General features: G+C 40.1%; 9 protein-coding genes. 3 read left to right on the top strand and 6 right to left on the bottom strand.

Annotated elements, in window-relative coordinates; translation table 11 throughout:
• Positions 1-15: 15 nt before the first annotated feature.
• The gene (locus QWY86_RS18410) at positions 16-999 is read right to left on the bottom strand and encodes a type I glyceraldehyde-3-phosphate dehydrogenase (RefSeq protein WP_290244261.1); all 984 of its coding nucleotides are present in this window, start codon (positions 997-999) and stop codon (positions 16-18) included.
• A 318-nt stretch (positions 1000-1317) separates the two neighbouring features.
• Entirely contained in the window at positions 1318-3879 is a 2562-nt protein-coding gene (locus tag QWY86_RS18415) for a BamA/TamA family outer membrane protein (protein WP_290244262.1), read from the bottom strand.
• Between the two features lie 209 nt (positions 3880-4088).
• Between QWY86_RS18415 and QWY86_RS18420 the strand changes: the two genes are divergently transcribed.
• Complete coding sequence (locus QWY86_RS18420; protein WP_290244265.1) at positions 4089-6347, top strand: histidine kinase dimerization/phosphoacceptor domain -containing protein; 2259 nt, start codon at positions 4089-4091, stop codon at positions 6345-6347.
• Between the two features lie 16 nt (positions 6348-6363).
• The gene (locus QWY86_RS18425) at positions 6364-8328 is read left to right on the top strand and encodes a sigma 54-interacting transcriptional regulator (RefSeq protein ID WP_290244267.1); all 1965 of its coding nucleotides are present in this window, start codon (positions 6364-6366) and stop codon (positions 8326-8328) included.
• 295 nt (positions 8329-8623) lie between these two features.
• Here the strand turns inward: QWY86_RS18425 and QWY86_RS18430 are convergent, their stop codons facing one another.
• The 3 genes from QWY86_RS18430 to QWY86_RS18440 all read right to left on the bottom strand — a co-directional run bounded on the left by QWY86_RS18430 (position 8624) and on the right by QWY86_RS18440 (position 12616).
• Positions 8624-10924 (bottom strand): histidine kinase dimerization/phosphoacceptor domain -containing protein, encoded by a 2301-nt coding sequence (locus tag QWY86_RS18430; RefSeq protein ID WP_290244269.1) that lies wholly within the window; start codon positions 10922-10924, stop codon positions 8624-8626.
• A 463-nt stretch (positions 10925-11387) separates the two neighbouring features.
• Complete coding sequence (locus QWY86_RS20180; protein ID WP_353958928.1) at positions 11388-11747, bottom strand: helix-turn-helix domain-containing protein; 360 nt, start codon at positions 11745-11747, stop codon at positions 11388-11390.
• A gap of 641 nt (positions 11748-12388) precedes the next feature.
• Positions 12389-12616 carry a hypothetical protein gene (locus QWY86_RS18440; RefSeq protein ID WP_290244271.1) on the bottom strand — a complete coding sequence of 76 codons (228 nt, stop codon included), beginning with the start codon at positions 12614-12616 and terminating at the stop codon, positions 12389-12391.
• Positions 12617-12939: 323 nt separating this feature from the next.
• Between QWY86_RS18440 and QWY86_RS18445 the strand changes: the two genes are divergently transcribed.
• Positions 12940-13137: a hypothetical protein gene (locus QWY86_RS18445; RefSeq protein WP_290244272.1), complete on the top strand. Its 198-nt coding sequence runs from the start codon at positions 12940-12942 to the stop codon at positions 13135-13137.
• 656 nt (positions 13138-13793) lie between these two features.
• On the opposite strand, the gene nhaA is transcribed toward QWY86_RS18445, so the two are convergent.
• Positions 13794-15143, bottom strand: coding sequence for a Na+/H+ antiporter NhaA (nhaA, locus tag QWY86_RS18450; RefSeq protein ID WP_290244273.1), 1350 nt, complete (start codon positions 15141-15143; stop codon positions 13794-13796).
• Positions 15144-15186: the final 43 nt, after the last annotated feature.

Genomic DNA, 15186 nt, shown 5'->3' on the forward strand with positions numbered 1-15186 from the left:
TAAGCTTTATCTTCTTTACAGCGTACCAATCTGCCTGATCATTTGATTAGTGAATCCCCACTCATTGTCATACCAGGACATAACCTTTACCAGATCCCCGTCAACGACTCTAGTCATGGCCAAATCGACAATTGAGGCGAAAGGGCTTTTTATAATATCCGTTGAGACCAGTGGTTCATCTGTGGTACCAACGACTTCTTGATACCTTGAGGAGTTGGACTCCTCGATCAAAATCGCATTTATTTCCTCCACGCTTGTCACTCGTTCCGAGATGAATGTTACATCAGAAATCGATCCTACAGAAACCGGCACCCTTACCGCAACACCGTCAAATTTACCAGCATATTGCGGGAGTGCTATGGTAGTTGCTATTGCTGCGCCGGTAGCGGCAGGCGCAAGGTTAATTCCCGCGGTCCTTCCCATTCTTGGTTCTTTCTTTGAGGGAGCGTCCATTAGGGTTTGAGACGCAGTGTATGCATGAGTTGTATTCAAGATTGCTTTTTTTATCCCGATTCTGCGTCCCAGGATTTCGATGATCGGACTTATATTATTTGTGGTGCAACTTGCACAGGAGAATATATTAACTTTTCCTTCCCCGGTATTTACACCATGGACAATTGTCGGGGTATCCTTTGTCGGGCCTGATATGACGACAAATTTTGCTCCCGAAATCAGGTGCTTTTCAGCATCGGCCCTGTTTGTGAAGAGTCCTGTACTTTCGATTACGACCTCCACTTGGAATTCGCTCCAGGGTAAATCTGAAATTTCACGCAGGGAGCTGTAATGAAAAGATTTATCCCCAATGTAAATCCTATTTTCACTGTGAGTGATTTCGTGGTCGTAGCGACCGTAAATGCTATCATACTTAAGTAGATAGACTGCATTTTCTATGCTCATAAGATCATTTACAGCAACAAGTTCTAAATGCTCAGCTTCCATTATTAATTTCAATGATGCCCTGCCTATACGGCCCAGACCGTTTATTCCAATTTTTTTCATATGATTTTGATTATTCTTTCTGTTGTGGATGGATTTTTTCCTATTAGTGTAAACCTATTAAATTAATTGTGCCTGAAAGTGAATTCATCAATCAGAAAAATGATAGCAAATACTATCGAGGTGATGAATGGGTATCATACCAGGTTTCAGAATATTATTATGGAGAAGCAGAGTGACGCCACTGGTTTAGATGTTGAACAAATGATTTAGGTATATTTTTCCTGGTCATATCTTCGAGTTGTGCTATAGCGACACTGTATAAAAAATAGCATTAAGCTGAACATCATCAGTACACTATCTCGTTAATTTGAGCGAAAATTACAAACGGGTTTTCAAGGACAATGTCGGATAAAAGCCTTCATTTGAATATCCAGCCGTCAAATTAATTAGCGCAGAAGATGCCGGGGCGAAATAAAGTCCAGCTCCAACTCCATGGTGCATGCGGTCGCTATGTTCCCCTCTTACCCAAACCCTGCCAAGATCATATTGTGCATGGAACCCAAATTCTCCCGGGAGAATGTAGCTCAAAAACTCTCCCATTTTTATCCTGATCGCTGCATTGTTGAATGCGCTGTAATCACCTGCAAAACGGAAGTTTCTATAGCCGGTTAAATTCTCATTCCCCCCAAGATACGGCAACTGAAAAAATAATGGTCGTCCTGCACTAAGCCCCGCGCCTATGCGATTGCTAAAGACAACGGTACCGTTATTATCCAGTTTGGTAAAAAATGTAAAATCTAAATTCAGTATTCCGGCTCGCCTGGTGGATTGTCCGAGTCCGGTCAATAATTCGAGCGTTGACTTAAAGAGTGTTCCCGACCGGGTCAGAACTGCCCTGTCCCTGTTATCGATATGCAGTTGGAATGAGGCGCCGATCTGAAATTTACGTGGATTGAAAAGTAAATCGGAATTATTCTGCGTTAAATAACCATTTATGAATTTTTCATTGTTTTTTGAATCTGAATAATAAAAATATTGAAACATCGGCCCGAATAAAAAGTGATGATTAGCCCAACGCTTCCTCATCGAAACCTTTAAGGTATATAAGTCGAATCGCGCACGATAGAAGCTGATGGGTGCCTCATTCCGGTTAAACATACTTTCATTCCCGGAGCCAAAATAATTACGTGTATTATTCGGGGCATTTAGTTTCAAATCGATAAGTAGATCATTGTTTTTAATAGCGTGCAGCCACTCACCCAAATATTGCAGGCTAAAAGCTGAAGTATTCCATGCATATAATGCTGAAAGTGAATGGGTGCTTGAGAAGGGCTGTTTCCTAAAACCAGGGACTGTAAATCTGTGAATGATACCGATCATTGTACCATCGTCTATGTTAAAACCAAAGTTGGCCAGGGTCAGTTTTCGAGAATAAAGATCAGTAGCGAGATAGGTAAAATTAGCCGTATCCTTTGATAATCTGGCGGTCAGATCATTGCGGGTACCAATTATGCGATCCTGAGGATTTCCATAATAGACTAAAGACTTACCATTCCATCGAACATTCAAGGTTTTTGTATCGGATCCACCAACCAAACGGACCTTAATCTTTGAATGATCAGACATCAGAAAAACACTGTCCTTTCCTTCCCGTAGAAAGATGCGCAATTCCTTAGTAATTTCCGGCTTAAATTCTCGTTGTAGGATTGGCACTGATTGAAGTCCCCCCATGCCATGGCCAGACACCTTTAGCTGTATATTTCCATTACTTTTCTCTACCAGAGAGACCAATTCGTCCTTATCACTGAGCGGCACATCCACGATCCTGTTTAAGAATAGATAATATTGATCCATTAAACCAGGCAGAGATTCTCGCCGCTTCTTCATCTGCGATAGTATCTGCGAGATGCTTTCCGGGTCGCTCGAATCGGGAAGCCTGAGTAATGCCTTTGCAAGTAATGAGTCTGTCATGGTTGAACAAAATTCCCTAACGGTATTTTTCCAATCCGCCTGACTGACTCCTGAAAATATCTGCGAGTTTAGATTTCTGCCTTCCCATAAAAACCAGTTAATATCTTTAATATCTCGTTCATAACCCTGCATCATTGGCAATAACCAGCTGGACTGGGCGAGCCGTTGCACAATACCATCCGAACGGTAAAATACCTGATCCCGGTCACGTGGTACCGGCGAGTACATTGTGCCACCCGCATCTATGTGTATGGCCCATCGCCATTGATCCTCGTGCCTATCCCAGTCACCGATTAACACATCCAACGCCTTGGCCTTTAAATAGGTTTCCCAGTCTACCCGGTTGCGATAGCTTTTGGCTACCTGCTTTAGCATTTTCGCTGTATTATCTGATTTACCTATGGGTTCCCGCTCTTCCAGAAGACATAATGTATTGGCAAAATCCTTTTCGTAAATGCCTAACCCAGCTTCTTGGGCGACAATGCCGATCACGGGATTACTATGGGGTATGCCCGCGGCTTGCGCCAAGACGGGTACAACAAGGGCTCCGAAAGGATGCTGAGCGGACATGTTATCTTCTAAAATTCCCAATAGAAATGTTTCCCTGAGTTGAACTGGAAGTAAGACTGCAGGAAACTTCTGTACCGATCTCAGGGTCCATTCCTTACCTGCGGTGTCCTTCAACCTTAGCGTCCTGGACTGATTTCCCCCACCGGCTTGAATAGCGGTAAGTCCACCGGATATTTGGGACAGCCGGATTACAGGCACACTGACAGGACGGGCATAATCTTTCCGATAGTTCTCGCCAAAAACTTTTCGGTGCAGCCTGCCCACACTATCATATTTTTTAAGAGGGATTATCGTAACTGAATCCAGCTCCAGATTCTGGCCTTTCACTATGGGTGAGGTTGAAAGAATAGCGAGAATATAGAGGACATGTAATCTGATATTGATGGTTAACTTTATCATTCTATAAAGGTTATTTTCGAGTAAATGAAGTTCAGACTATAGCGGAATAATATGAAATAATGATTTTCATAAATGCTATCATTTTATTTATAGATCCAGACAGACTACACGCTATTTATTATAATTCTGATAAATGCTATTACTGGTGTTTTGCCAGGTTTCCTCTGGCTATTCCTTAATTTGAAAAACCAAAGCGCCGAACTATGTTTATGAAAATTTTTAATCTGCTGATGCTGTTTATTTTCTCAAGCATTACTGTAGCTGCGCAAAACAGCCGACTGGAAGAACTTTCCATATCACAGTTAAAACTGAAGCTGGCAAGGCAAAACACAGACACGACGGCAATAAATTTAAAAATTGCCTTGGGCAGGGTGCTATTGCTGAAACCAGGTAGTGGAAGTGCTGAGATAGATTCAGCCATAAGGCTTTGCGCGGATGCCGGCGCAACCAGTAGCAGAATCGGTTATAGAAGAGGGTTCATTAACTCAATTTTGCTCAACGCACTTGCATTGAACAAACGAAATGAACCGGATGCCGGTTTGAGCCTGGCGCGAGAGGCGCTAGCGTATTCCACTAAAGTACAGGATTTAACCGGGATTGCAGAATCTTATATCGTAATCGGCCAGCACTATTCAATATCCAAACCAGAGGAACTGATTATAAGAATGAACTACTATCGAAAAGCGAGTTCGATTTTCAGAAAAACCCGGAACTTGTACCGTCTTGCCTCTTCCCTGCAGGGTGATGCAGAAATGTTGCTATTAAACAGACAGCACATGGAAGCAATAAAAATACTTTTTGAGGCAATCAACGTTAATAAGACAATCGGAAATAAGTCTATTCAGGGAATATACTGGCTTATCGGCCGGACATTAAATGAACTTGGCGATCTTCCCAGCGCATTGAAGTACTCTCTTCTTGCCCTTAAACATGCAAAGATGGTTAAGGATACAACCTTGACAGTTGCCAGTATAAATTTTACTACTTCAAGCGTCTATACTTATATGAAAGATTATAAGCAGGCGATTCCCTATGCTATGAAAGCCCTGGAAATTGCCCGGCATTATAATGATTCTGACTATATATTTACCATATCTGTTTCTGCTGCTTTCAACTATTCTAGGGTGAATAAACTGCAAGAGTCGCTGAAGTTATTGCGGAATATTTGGCCGCTTGCAAAAAATGATGCCGATTCACTTCACATTATGACCTACTTTCTGGGAAGCCTTAACCATGCAAAAAAATATAAGCAGGCGGCATTATATGCGGATGAAGTGACGCGGCTGCTAAAAAAGTTACCTCCGGATAATTTTAATAATAGAATTACAGCATATAATTTTCTTGCCTCCTATTATATTGACACCCGGCAGATAAAGCGAGCCTACGAATATGCAGAGGCCTACGAAGCTGTTGTCAGGTCTTTCAATTTCCCTATAGGCGTCAGGTCAGTTGAAAACATGTATTTTAAGCTTGATTCGTTACAAGGCAACTACCAATCCGCTATTAAACATCACCTACTAGCCCAGGGAATCAAGGATTCGATAGATAATGTGACTAAAGCCTATCAGGTATCGCTTTTGCAGATTGAAAACGATACGGAGAAAAAGAATAATGATATTGATACACTTACCAAAGCGGGACAGCTTAAGGACGCTGCATTGAAACGTACGAAATTAATCCAGAAAGGCATCATTAGCGGCGCAGTTTTACTGGCCATAATTACTGCACTTATCTTTAGCCGATATCAACTTAAACAAAGAACCAACCAGAAACTTGAAGAAAATCAGCGCGAATTGGATCAGAAAAATAGCTATCTGGAAAGGCTGAATACCGAACATGAGAAGTTGTTGAAAGAGAAAGAGTGGTTAATCAAAGAAGTGCATCACCGGGTCAAGAATAATCTCCAGATGGTAACAAGCTTACTAAGTTCGCAAACCACATATCTTGATAATGATGCGGCGATTTTAGCTGTAAATGACAGTTTACGCAGGATGCAGGCTATGTCAATGATTCACCAGAAGTTGTATCAGGATGATAACGTATCAACGATATTTATGCCAGAATATATTGATGAACTTATTCATTACCTTCGTGACAGTTTTGATGATAAGCACAGGATTATTTTTAATCAGAATATCGAAAGCTTGAATTTGGATGTCACGCAGGCAATTCCTTTGGGTCTTATCTTAACGGAGAGTATAGTAAATTCCATAAAATACGCATTCCTGAACAGCAAAGCAGGAATTGTCGATATTTCATTAGGACAAGACGGAACTGACCATCTATTGCTCTTCATCGCCGACAACGGAAGCGGATTACCCGAAGGCATAGACAAATCCCCCTTGAATTCCCTAGGTTTAGATTTAATGCAAGGACTTGCCAGACAGTTGAAAGGTACATTTGAGATTAAAAATAACAATGGCGTCCAAATAAAAATCAGATTTTTACACCCAAAAAAAACTATTTAGTTAAATTTATATTTATATGGCAAAGAAAGTGCTTATCGTTGAGGATGAATATGTCGTTGCGAATAATCTTCGTTTAATATTAGCAAAAGCAGGTTATAGCATAGTCGGCATTGCAATATCTGTTGAGGATGCGCTGGAACATATGGAGAAGCAGAAGCCTGATATTGTCGTACTTGACATCATGCTTAATGGTGAACGTTCTGGAATTGATTTAGCAAAAACTTTAACTGCACAGCATATCGCTTTCGTTTATCTTTCGGCTAATTCCAACCAGACGATATTAGAAGAAGCAAAAAAAACAGACCCATATGGTTTTTTGGTTAAACCATTTCGGGAAAAAGACCTAATTGTCACACTGGATATTGCCTGGTACCGGCAGAAAAACAGTGTCGAGGCCAGGCTTTTACAAGAAGTATCTTTACAAAAACAACTATTGGATATTAGTAATGGCAAATCTGAGGCAAAGCAAAAATTATTGGAAGTTAGTCAGGCGATAAGAACGTTTATTCCTTTCGATTTAATTGTTACCCGAGCTGACTCAGACAGTGGCTATGTAAATTGTGGCTATCTGAGAACGGGTTTCAGCGAATACGAATTTATTACTGAAGCTGATTTAATGGACTCTGCGAGCCCGAAAGCGCCTCTGGGAAAAAAAACAGGCAGCACAGTAAAAAAGCCAGATAGCTTTCAGCCTAATGCAGACAACCTGGAGTTCATCCGAAATTCGACGGTAGCTAATAAAAAGATTTGGATGGATTATTTCAAAATGGAATCTAGCCTGAACTTCAGGTTAAAGATCGTTACCGGAACAGAATTCTCCTACAATTTCTACAGTCGGCAAAGGGAATTATATACCGAGAAACACGCAGGTGTATTGAAACTCTTCACCAAATGCCTGACTAACGTTACCGAGAAAATGTTCCATCCCGAAATACCTTTTGCCAGCGAAACTTTGAAGGAATACGCCAATACTGGATCAGAATATCCTGAGCGTCCTGAATTCAATGGTATAATTGGCCGCGACTCCTTATTACTTGCCGCCCTGGATCTAACCATCCAGGTTGCGCCTTACAACACATCAGTTTTGATACTGGGCGAAAGTGGGACGGGTAAAGAAAAAATTGCAAGGGCCGTTCATCAACTATCACCACGAAGAGACCAGCCCTTTATTCAAGTGAACTGCGGGGCAATACCTTCATCTCTTATAGAATCGGAACTTTTTGGACATGAAATGGGTGCATTTACAGGTGCAACCGAAAAAAGAAAAGGAAAGTTTGAACTTGCCAGCGGGGGAACCATATTTTTAGACGAGATTGGAGAGCTGCCGCTGGATATGCAGGTTAAATTACTCAGGGTACTACAGGAAAAAGAAATAAGTGCTGTTGGCGGTAATATACCTTTTAAAGTGGATGTACGAATAGTGGCAGCTACGAACCGAAATCTGGAAAAAGAAGTTGCTGAGGGAAAATTTAGACTGGACTTATATTATAGGCTGAACATATTTCCAATTACAATTGCTCCTTTGAGGGAGCGAAAAAGTGATATTCCGGCTTTGGTGAGTTTCTTTGTTAATAAATTCTGTAGAGAGTTCAATAGGCCCATTCCTGAAGTTGATGAGTCAATGATGCAACAATTGTTGGGGTACCAATGGCCTGGTAATGTTCGGGAACTGGAAAATATAATTGAGCGTTCTGTTATATTGAATGAGGGAAAAAATAAATTAACTTTAAAGCAGCCACTGACGGACAACTCAATCAGCAATCCTCCTAAAAGTTCAATTGAAACATTGGATGATGTTAAGCAGATGCAGATGGAAACAGAACGGTCCCATTTGATAGCGGTACTCAAGATAGCGAAAGGCAGAATAAGGGGGCAGAATGGTGCTGCAGAATTACTCAAAATTAAACCTACAACACTGGAATCGAAATTATTGAAATTGAACATCCGGCGGCAGGATTATCTTCCATCCCAGGATTCGTAAAGTCAACACGCTAAGAAATTCAGTAAATGATCTTTGAAAAATTTTATAGACCCCAATTGATAGAAATGGCCGGGCCGGAGGGTTGTAAACTTGAATCAAAATGTTGTTATATCCCACTTATCTCAAAAGTATATCTGGCTTTGAAATACTAATGAATTTTGAAATCTGTATTAATAATAACCTCAACGGCCTGTAAATTCGACTTAGCGGTTTTGGTTAGCCGCATTAACTTCCCTAATAAAAAAAGCCGCCAACACCATTGTTCGGAAATCCATTAGTATTGCATTTCCAGCTTTTATTGTGTACCCGCCAACTCGTTAGCTAAACCACCATATTCAAGCTGGGATGCCGATTTTAATGGAAATCTAAGGGATATGGTCAACCCGTTTTTATTTTTAAGCTGAAGTGATCCGCCGAGCTGCGCCGTTAATCCTTCTAAAAGATTGATCCCAAGCGTATTCACGTTCGACATGTCAAAATTCATGGGCATTCCTACACCGTCATCACTGATTTCTACCTCTACAAACTGATTTACTTTTTTAACACAAATCGTTATCGTGCCTTGTTGGTGATTAGGGAATGCATATTTTAAAGCATTGGTCACCATTTCGTTTAAAATTATACCTATGGGTATGGCCTGTGAAACATCAAGCATAAAATCGTCAACCTCGCACAGTATCTCAATGTTATTGATATCATTACCTAAAAAGTCGTAGAAGGAATCGACTAGTTCATTGATGTATAAAAAGATACTGATCTGAGTAATATTATCTGTTTTATACAATTGATCATGGATAAGGGCAATCGAGCGAACCCTGCTCTGGCTATCTAAAATTGCCTGCTGGGCGCTTTCACTGGACAAATAGACAGATTTGGAGGCCAGCAGATTCATTACAATCTGCAAATTATTTTTAACCCTATGATTTACTTCCTTCAAAAGTAGATCTTTTTCACCTAAAAGCTGGTTTTTGTAGGATACCAGATGCTTAAGGGCATCATTCTGCTTATCAATTTCCAACTTTTGTGTTAATAACATGGCATTGTTTTTCTGCTTCAGCCGGTACCTGCTAAAAATTAGGGCTGTTACAACAAACAGCACAATTATGCCTCCAACCGCCACACGTTGCATAAGCTCCACTCGCTTCATTTTGATATCTTTGATCAGTGCATCCTTTGTAAGCAGTTCGATATGCCGGTTTCTCTCCATTGCCTCATTTTCTATGCTAAGAAGAGATATCTGATATGCTTTTGAAACATTATCAATGGAATCCTTAATCGCTTTTTCTTTTTGAAAATGCGCCAGGGCAGACTTTTTATCTCCTTTTATTGAGACCAGCTGATAATACCTATATTCGGCAGTCTGAACACCTCTGGCATAATTTAATTTGTGTGCTAATTGAGCATGTAACTCTGTATGTTGATAAGCCTTATTAACTTTCCCTGTCTCGGTGTAGAAATAGGCGAGCACATTATGAACGTTCATAATGTGCTGAATGTTCTCAGGGAAGATTTTTGGCAATAAACGCTCCAGTTCATTTACATATACTGTGGCGCGCTGAAACTGTTTAGCATAAGTCAGTGTATTGATATACTCTATCTTTAGCGCTATATTTTTTAAAAAACCACCTGGACGGCCATTAATTTCATCCAGTACAGCTAAAGCTTTGGAAATTTGCTTGGTGTGTGTATAGGCCGATGCAAGTTGGTAGCCCCCTTCACGTACGAAGCCCTCATGATTATACTTTTTGGCAATTCTGATTACTTCTTTAGAATAAGGTAACGAACGGTAATAATCCTGTTTCTTAATGTAACTGGATGCAATGGTTAAATTGATTACACATACCTGGGCAGTGGTGTCATTAACCTTTCTGGCGGTTTCTAGGGCTCTCAAGCTGTATTTTAGGGCATTATCATAGTCTCCTAATCTAAAGGAATTTCTACCGATATTCCAGTAAATCCCTTCTACAGTTCTTAAGCTCACTCCTTTTCCCAAATTTAATGCTTCAAAAAGAAATCTCAGGGCTTCTGTAGTCCGGTCAGCCTGGAAGAGCATGTCGGCATTAACCGTTAACATATCTGCAAGGGAATGGATATTCTTATTTTTCCTGAATATGGCAATGGCTTTATCATTAACCCATATTCGGGTACGTAGCTCGGCTGGTGAATTCGTGTTATACTGCTTTGATAGCAAATGGTATGACCTCGCCTCTCCATCGCTATTCTGATTCTGACGGGAAAAGGAAAGGGCACGCTCAGCGAGTTTTACTCCTTCCTTATACTTCCCACGATCATACAAGGTTTCCACCTCCAATAGCATTGCATTAATAATTCCATAATGGTAATTGAGCCGACGGCTGAGTGTTTGGGCTTGATTAGCAAAGTTGATTGCCGAATCAACATCTCGTTGTCCCTTGGTAGGCATCAATAGCATCAAATGTCCGGAGGCTAGCTGTAATTTCACTTTAGTCGTATCCTCCTTGGCGGTAGCAAGTTTTTGCCGCAATACAGGCATGGGAAGTTCGTCCAGCTCACTTGTTTGAGCATTAGCCAATGTGGCCCCAAAAAACAGAATAATATATAAAATCGCTCGTTTCATATAATTCAACTCGAACATTTTAAATTTAAACCATAAAGATATTAAATAAGCGCCAAGATTTATAGGTACGCATTTATTCAGTCGATGTCGTTTGAAATAAAACCAAAAAATTTGGTTCAAATTCAACATTTCCTTTGTATATGATTGAAAAACTCTTTCGGACGCAACAATCAGAATCACAAAAAGAGGAATGTTCCAATGATTGAATATAGGTGTTAATGAGGCGGAGATTTCGGGTTCATTTGATAAAGTGATGCCTTGCCGGATTGACCAGTCTAAAATAAGAAATGATTAATCTTTATTAATCTGTTGAGATGGTTAGTTTATTCCAAATACACCGACTCTATATTCCGAAATGAGTTAAATCATTCCGGGCTAAATCTCCCATATTTACTAGTTCAGTTTATTTGGCCCCATCATCGCAACGAAATGACTGAACTAATTTACTGATATTTTACCTATGTCAATTGAAAGAACGCTTGAAATCCAAGGACGAGAGACTGGTTTTAAGCTTAAAAAGTTTACTAAAAGACTGGGGATGCTCAAAACCTAACTCATAGCCGATTTCGCTTATCGAAGCCTGTGTTGTCGATAACTGTTCCTTTGCTGTTTCGATCAGATGGTTGTGTATGTGCTGTTGTGCATTTTGTCCTGTCAGTGACCGCAACATATCACTTAAATAACCGGAACTGACGTTTAATTGCGAGGAGAGAAATTGTACAGTCGGCAGCCCCTGCTTTTGAGGATTTGCTGGCCGGAAGTAAAGCTGTAAAATATCTTCTACCTTTTGAAGAAGATCGCTGCTTACTACTTTACGGGTGATGAATTGCCTATTTTAGAACCGATTCGCATAATTCAGCAGCAGTTCTATCTGGGAAATAACTAGGTCCTAGCTGAAATTATCGATCCTTCCTTTTAATTCTTCTTCGATGCTTTGAAAAACAGAAATGATCTTTATTTTTTCTTTTTCAGATAAGTGCAGCGCTTCATTGATAGCATAGGAGAAAAATCCATACGCTTTAATTTTCTTTGCGAGCTCATAGCTGGAAAAACCAATCTCACTGACCCCTTTTCGCCAAAATGCTAGTAGAAAGAATAGCAATAATTTACATCAAATTTATTTCTGTTGGAACGGGGTCATCTATTTAGGTTTACCCACTATGATGTAGAAGAGGGCGGAAAAGGCCTGAACGCAATCAACGTTAAGATAGGATAAGAATAATAACTTTCATACATTGTTAAGAACATCCGTCCAAAAGACGGATGTTTTTTTGCTTTGACGCCCTATTCCCGGTTAGGAATGAAAGAAGTTAGATTTTTCATCGCTGAACCAAATCCATAAACAGGTATTAAGGAATAATTTCCGTTAATAAAGCCGCAAACCTATGCGCTTTACATTTATCCTTTTTCGCGGGCACCATACTCATAATAAAGGAATTTCACCCCACATAGCGTTTGATAGAGCTAAAGGCTTTTGACTTCGAATCCTCCGTAGCCAACCATATCGGCATCGTGCCTGATCACCAGGTCGAGCTTAAATTTTTCAATAACCTTCCTGGCCAACTCGATGGCTTGATGGATATTCATCATTCCCCTCACTTCGATCCCGGAGGAGATAATTTTAAATTTATTGGGCTGGAAACGCTCTATGAATTTCTGGAGGTCTTTGGAGATCACTTTCTGCTCGTTCATTTTTTTTAATTTCTATAATAATGCGATCTAGTCGGGAATTGTTTTATCATCCTCAAAAAGAGAGGCATTTAATAATTAAGTTCAATTTAATTTTTTACTGGTTCATGATTCAATTGTTTTTAGCCAAAAGCAGGTAAATTATAATTTTCATAAACCTATCAAACATGCATAACAGAAGTAAAATAAGAAAAACTGTTACTGGAACCATGCAAATACAATTCTATCTCTGTTGAGGTTATATTAGCCGGATATAATCACACAACCAAGTTAATTCCGTGCTGATAAACAAACATTTAATCTAACCAGTTGTAGATATAATGAATATGGAAGAAAGAAAAGCACCCACGCAGGAAAAAGAAGCAAAGAAAAATGAAAACTTTTATCAGAAAACCAAAAATAAACTTTATGGCAGAAAAGAAATTGAGGATGGGGAAACCAAGTTTCTGAGAAATACAGGAATGATTATCGGGGGGATAGTGGTGAGCATCATTTTTCTAGGAGTTGCGTTTCTGGCACTTTGATGAGACTCTTTAATGGCTTTTACATATTTTACATCTTAAGCTGGTTATCTGTCCACATCTGCAGATATTTTAGGATAATTATACCATTGTTCAATGATTACTTGACCGACCTGGTATTCATTCCCTTCACACTTCACCTTACCAACATATTTTCCTCCATGTTGCTTTCTGTAAAACATTACCAATCCTACCCATTATGGTATACATTGTTAATTGCTTTATATGCATCAATATTATTTGAGCTTATACTGCCTGGTTTTTCCGGTCGATTCACTGCAGATCCCGTTGATGCAGTTTGTTATTTTACTGGCGGGATGTTTTACTATTTTGTACACCAAAGGTATCAGCTTAAAAAACTTCAGACTATAAAACTTGGTTATTGTCTGGAAATTCCTGAAATAATAAAGTAGAAAATAATTTATTATTAACGAAGGGAGTAAATCAGCTTTTCTTTTAATATAGCTTATCCAAACAAGGGATTAGTGAAGGTTTATATAGATTATTGAACAGCAAAAAACCATTGGCTGAGCGGGAAAATACTTCATTCCCTAATTTTAAATTATCCATAACGGACCTACCTTATCGACGTATTACTACTCATCTGAAGAATTCATCTTCGTTGTGGCGTTCAAACCGAATTGGAAACCTCTCAAAACCTATTCTTGGGTTCCAACAACGGTAGTTTTGCCTATACGGTTCAAAATGATTGACCCAAAAATACCCGCGAGCACTGATGCAACCAGAATTCCATATTTAGCCTGCTCAATGAAAACCGGGTTTTTGAAAGCAAGCCCGCTGATGAAAAGTGACATTGTGAATCCTATTCCAGCAAGTAGTGCCACTCCGGAAATGTGCTTCCAGTTGGCCCCTTGGGGTAATTTGGATAACCCAAACCTGACCATTATCCAGCAAAATAGCAGTATACCTGTAAATTTTCCAATGATAAGTCCGGCGGCAACCCCAATGGATACCGGATTGGCCACTGATGTGAAAAAGTCCGAAGTGATAACAATGCCGGCATTGGCCAAGGCAAACAACGGCATGATACCGAACGCCACCCAAGGGTGCAAAGCATGTTCTATGGTTTGTAAAGGAGTTTCTGCAGCCATGCTTAGTGACTTCACTTTTTGTATCGTCTTATTCTGTTTGGGCGTAATCAGGCTTCCCCGTTCCGGTATATCAGCTTCGAAATCGTAAGACAGCTTTCGAAGGTTGGAAGAATAAATCTCTTCATTGATTCTAGTCACTGCCGGAATGGTAAAAGCGACAAGTACCCCTGCAATCGTGGCATGTACGCCCGAAAGTAGAAAGCCTATCCAAACCCCAATACCCAGCATGAGGTAAAACAAACTGCTCCTGATACCCATAAAATTCCCTATCATCAACAGCAGAAGTAAGCCACACCCGATGGCAAGCGAAATAAAATTGATTTGTTCGGTATAGAAAAAAGCGATTACCAATACTGCGCCCAAATCATCAGCTACCGCAAGAGCTGAAAGAAAAACCTTGACCGAAACCGGAATATGTTTACTTGCCATCGAAAGCAGCGCAAGCGCAAACGCGATGTCCGTGGCCATGGGAATCCCCCACCCATGGGCAGCATCCGTTTCCTTATTAATAAAAAAATAAATGGCTGCAGGTACTACCATTCCCCCAAGTGCGGCTGTCATAGGAAGAGATGCCTTATTGAGTGAGGAAAGCTCGCCCTCCATAAACTCACGCTTGAGCTCGAGGCCAATCACAAAGAAGAATATCGCCATTAGCCCATCGTTGATCCAGATATGCAAAGGATGGCTCAGCATGAATTCATCAAAACCAATTGAAAAATTGATGTGCCACAGGTGCTCATAAAAATCGTGAAAAGGAGAATTTGCCCATACGATAGCGATTGACACGCTGATCATGAGTACGATTCCGCTGGTATATTCCAGATGGATAAATCGGCTCACCGGTGCCATTATTTTTTCAATCGTTGTTTTTTCCATATTGTCCACTAAAAAATCCAAATATACATTTTTAAATTTTTCGCGAATTTTAATTCCGGGTATA

It is taken from the genome of Pedobacter aquatilis (assembly GCF_030409415.1).
Classification (GTDB): domain Bacteria; phylum Bacteroidota; class Bacteroidia; order Sphingobacteriales; family Sphingobacteriaceae; genus Pedobacter; species Pedobacter aquatilis.

Coding starts and splice junctions, on each gene's coding strand:
- QWY86_RS18410 (WP_290244261.1), bottom strand. CDS start 999: ATGAAAAAAATTGGAATAAACGGTCTGGGCCGTATAGGCAGGGCATCA.
- QWY86_RS18415 (WP_290244262.1), bottom strand. CDS start 3,879: ATGATAAAGTTAACCATCAATATCAGATTACATGTCCTCTATATTCTC.
- QWY86_RS18420 (WP_290244265.1), top strand. CDS start 4,089: ATGAAAATTTTTAATCTGCTGATGCTGTTTATTTTCTCAAGCATTACT.
- QWY86_RS18425 (WP_290244267.1), top strand. CDS start 6,364: ATGGCAAAGAAAGTGCTTATCGTTGAGGATGAATATGTCGTTGCGAAT.
- QWY86_RS18430 (WP_290244269.1), bottom strand. CDS start 10,924: ATGAAACGAGCGATTTTATATATTATTCTGTTTTTTGGGGCCACATTG.
- QWY86_RS18440 (WP_290244271.1), bottom strand. CDS start 12,616: ATGAACGAGCAGAAAGTGATCTCCAAAGACCTCCAGAAATTCATAGAG.
- QWY86_RS18445 (WP_290244272.1), top strand. CDS start 12,940: ATGGAAGAAAGAAAAGCACCCACGCAGGAAAAAGAAGCAAAGAAAAAT.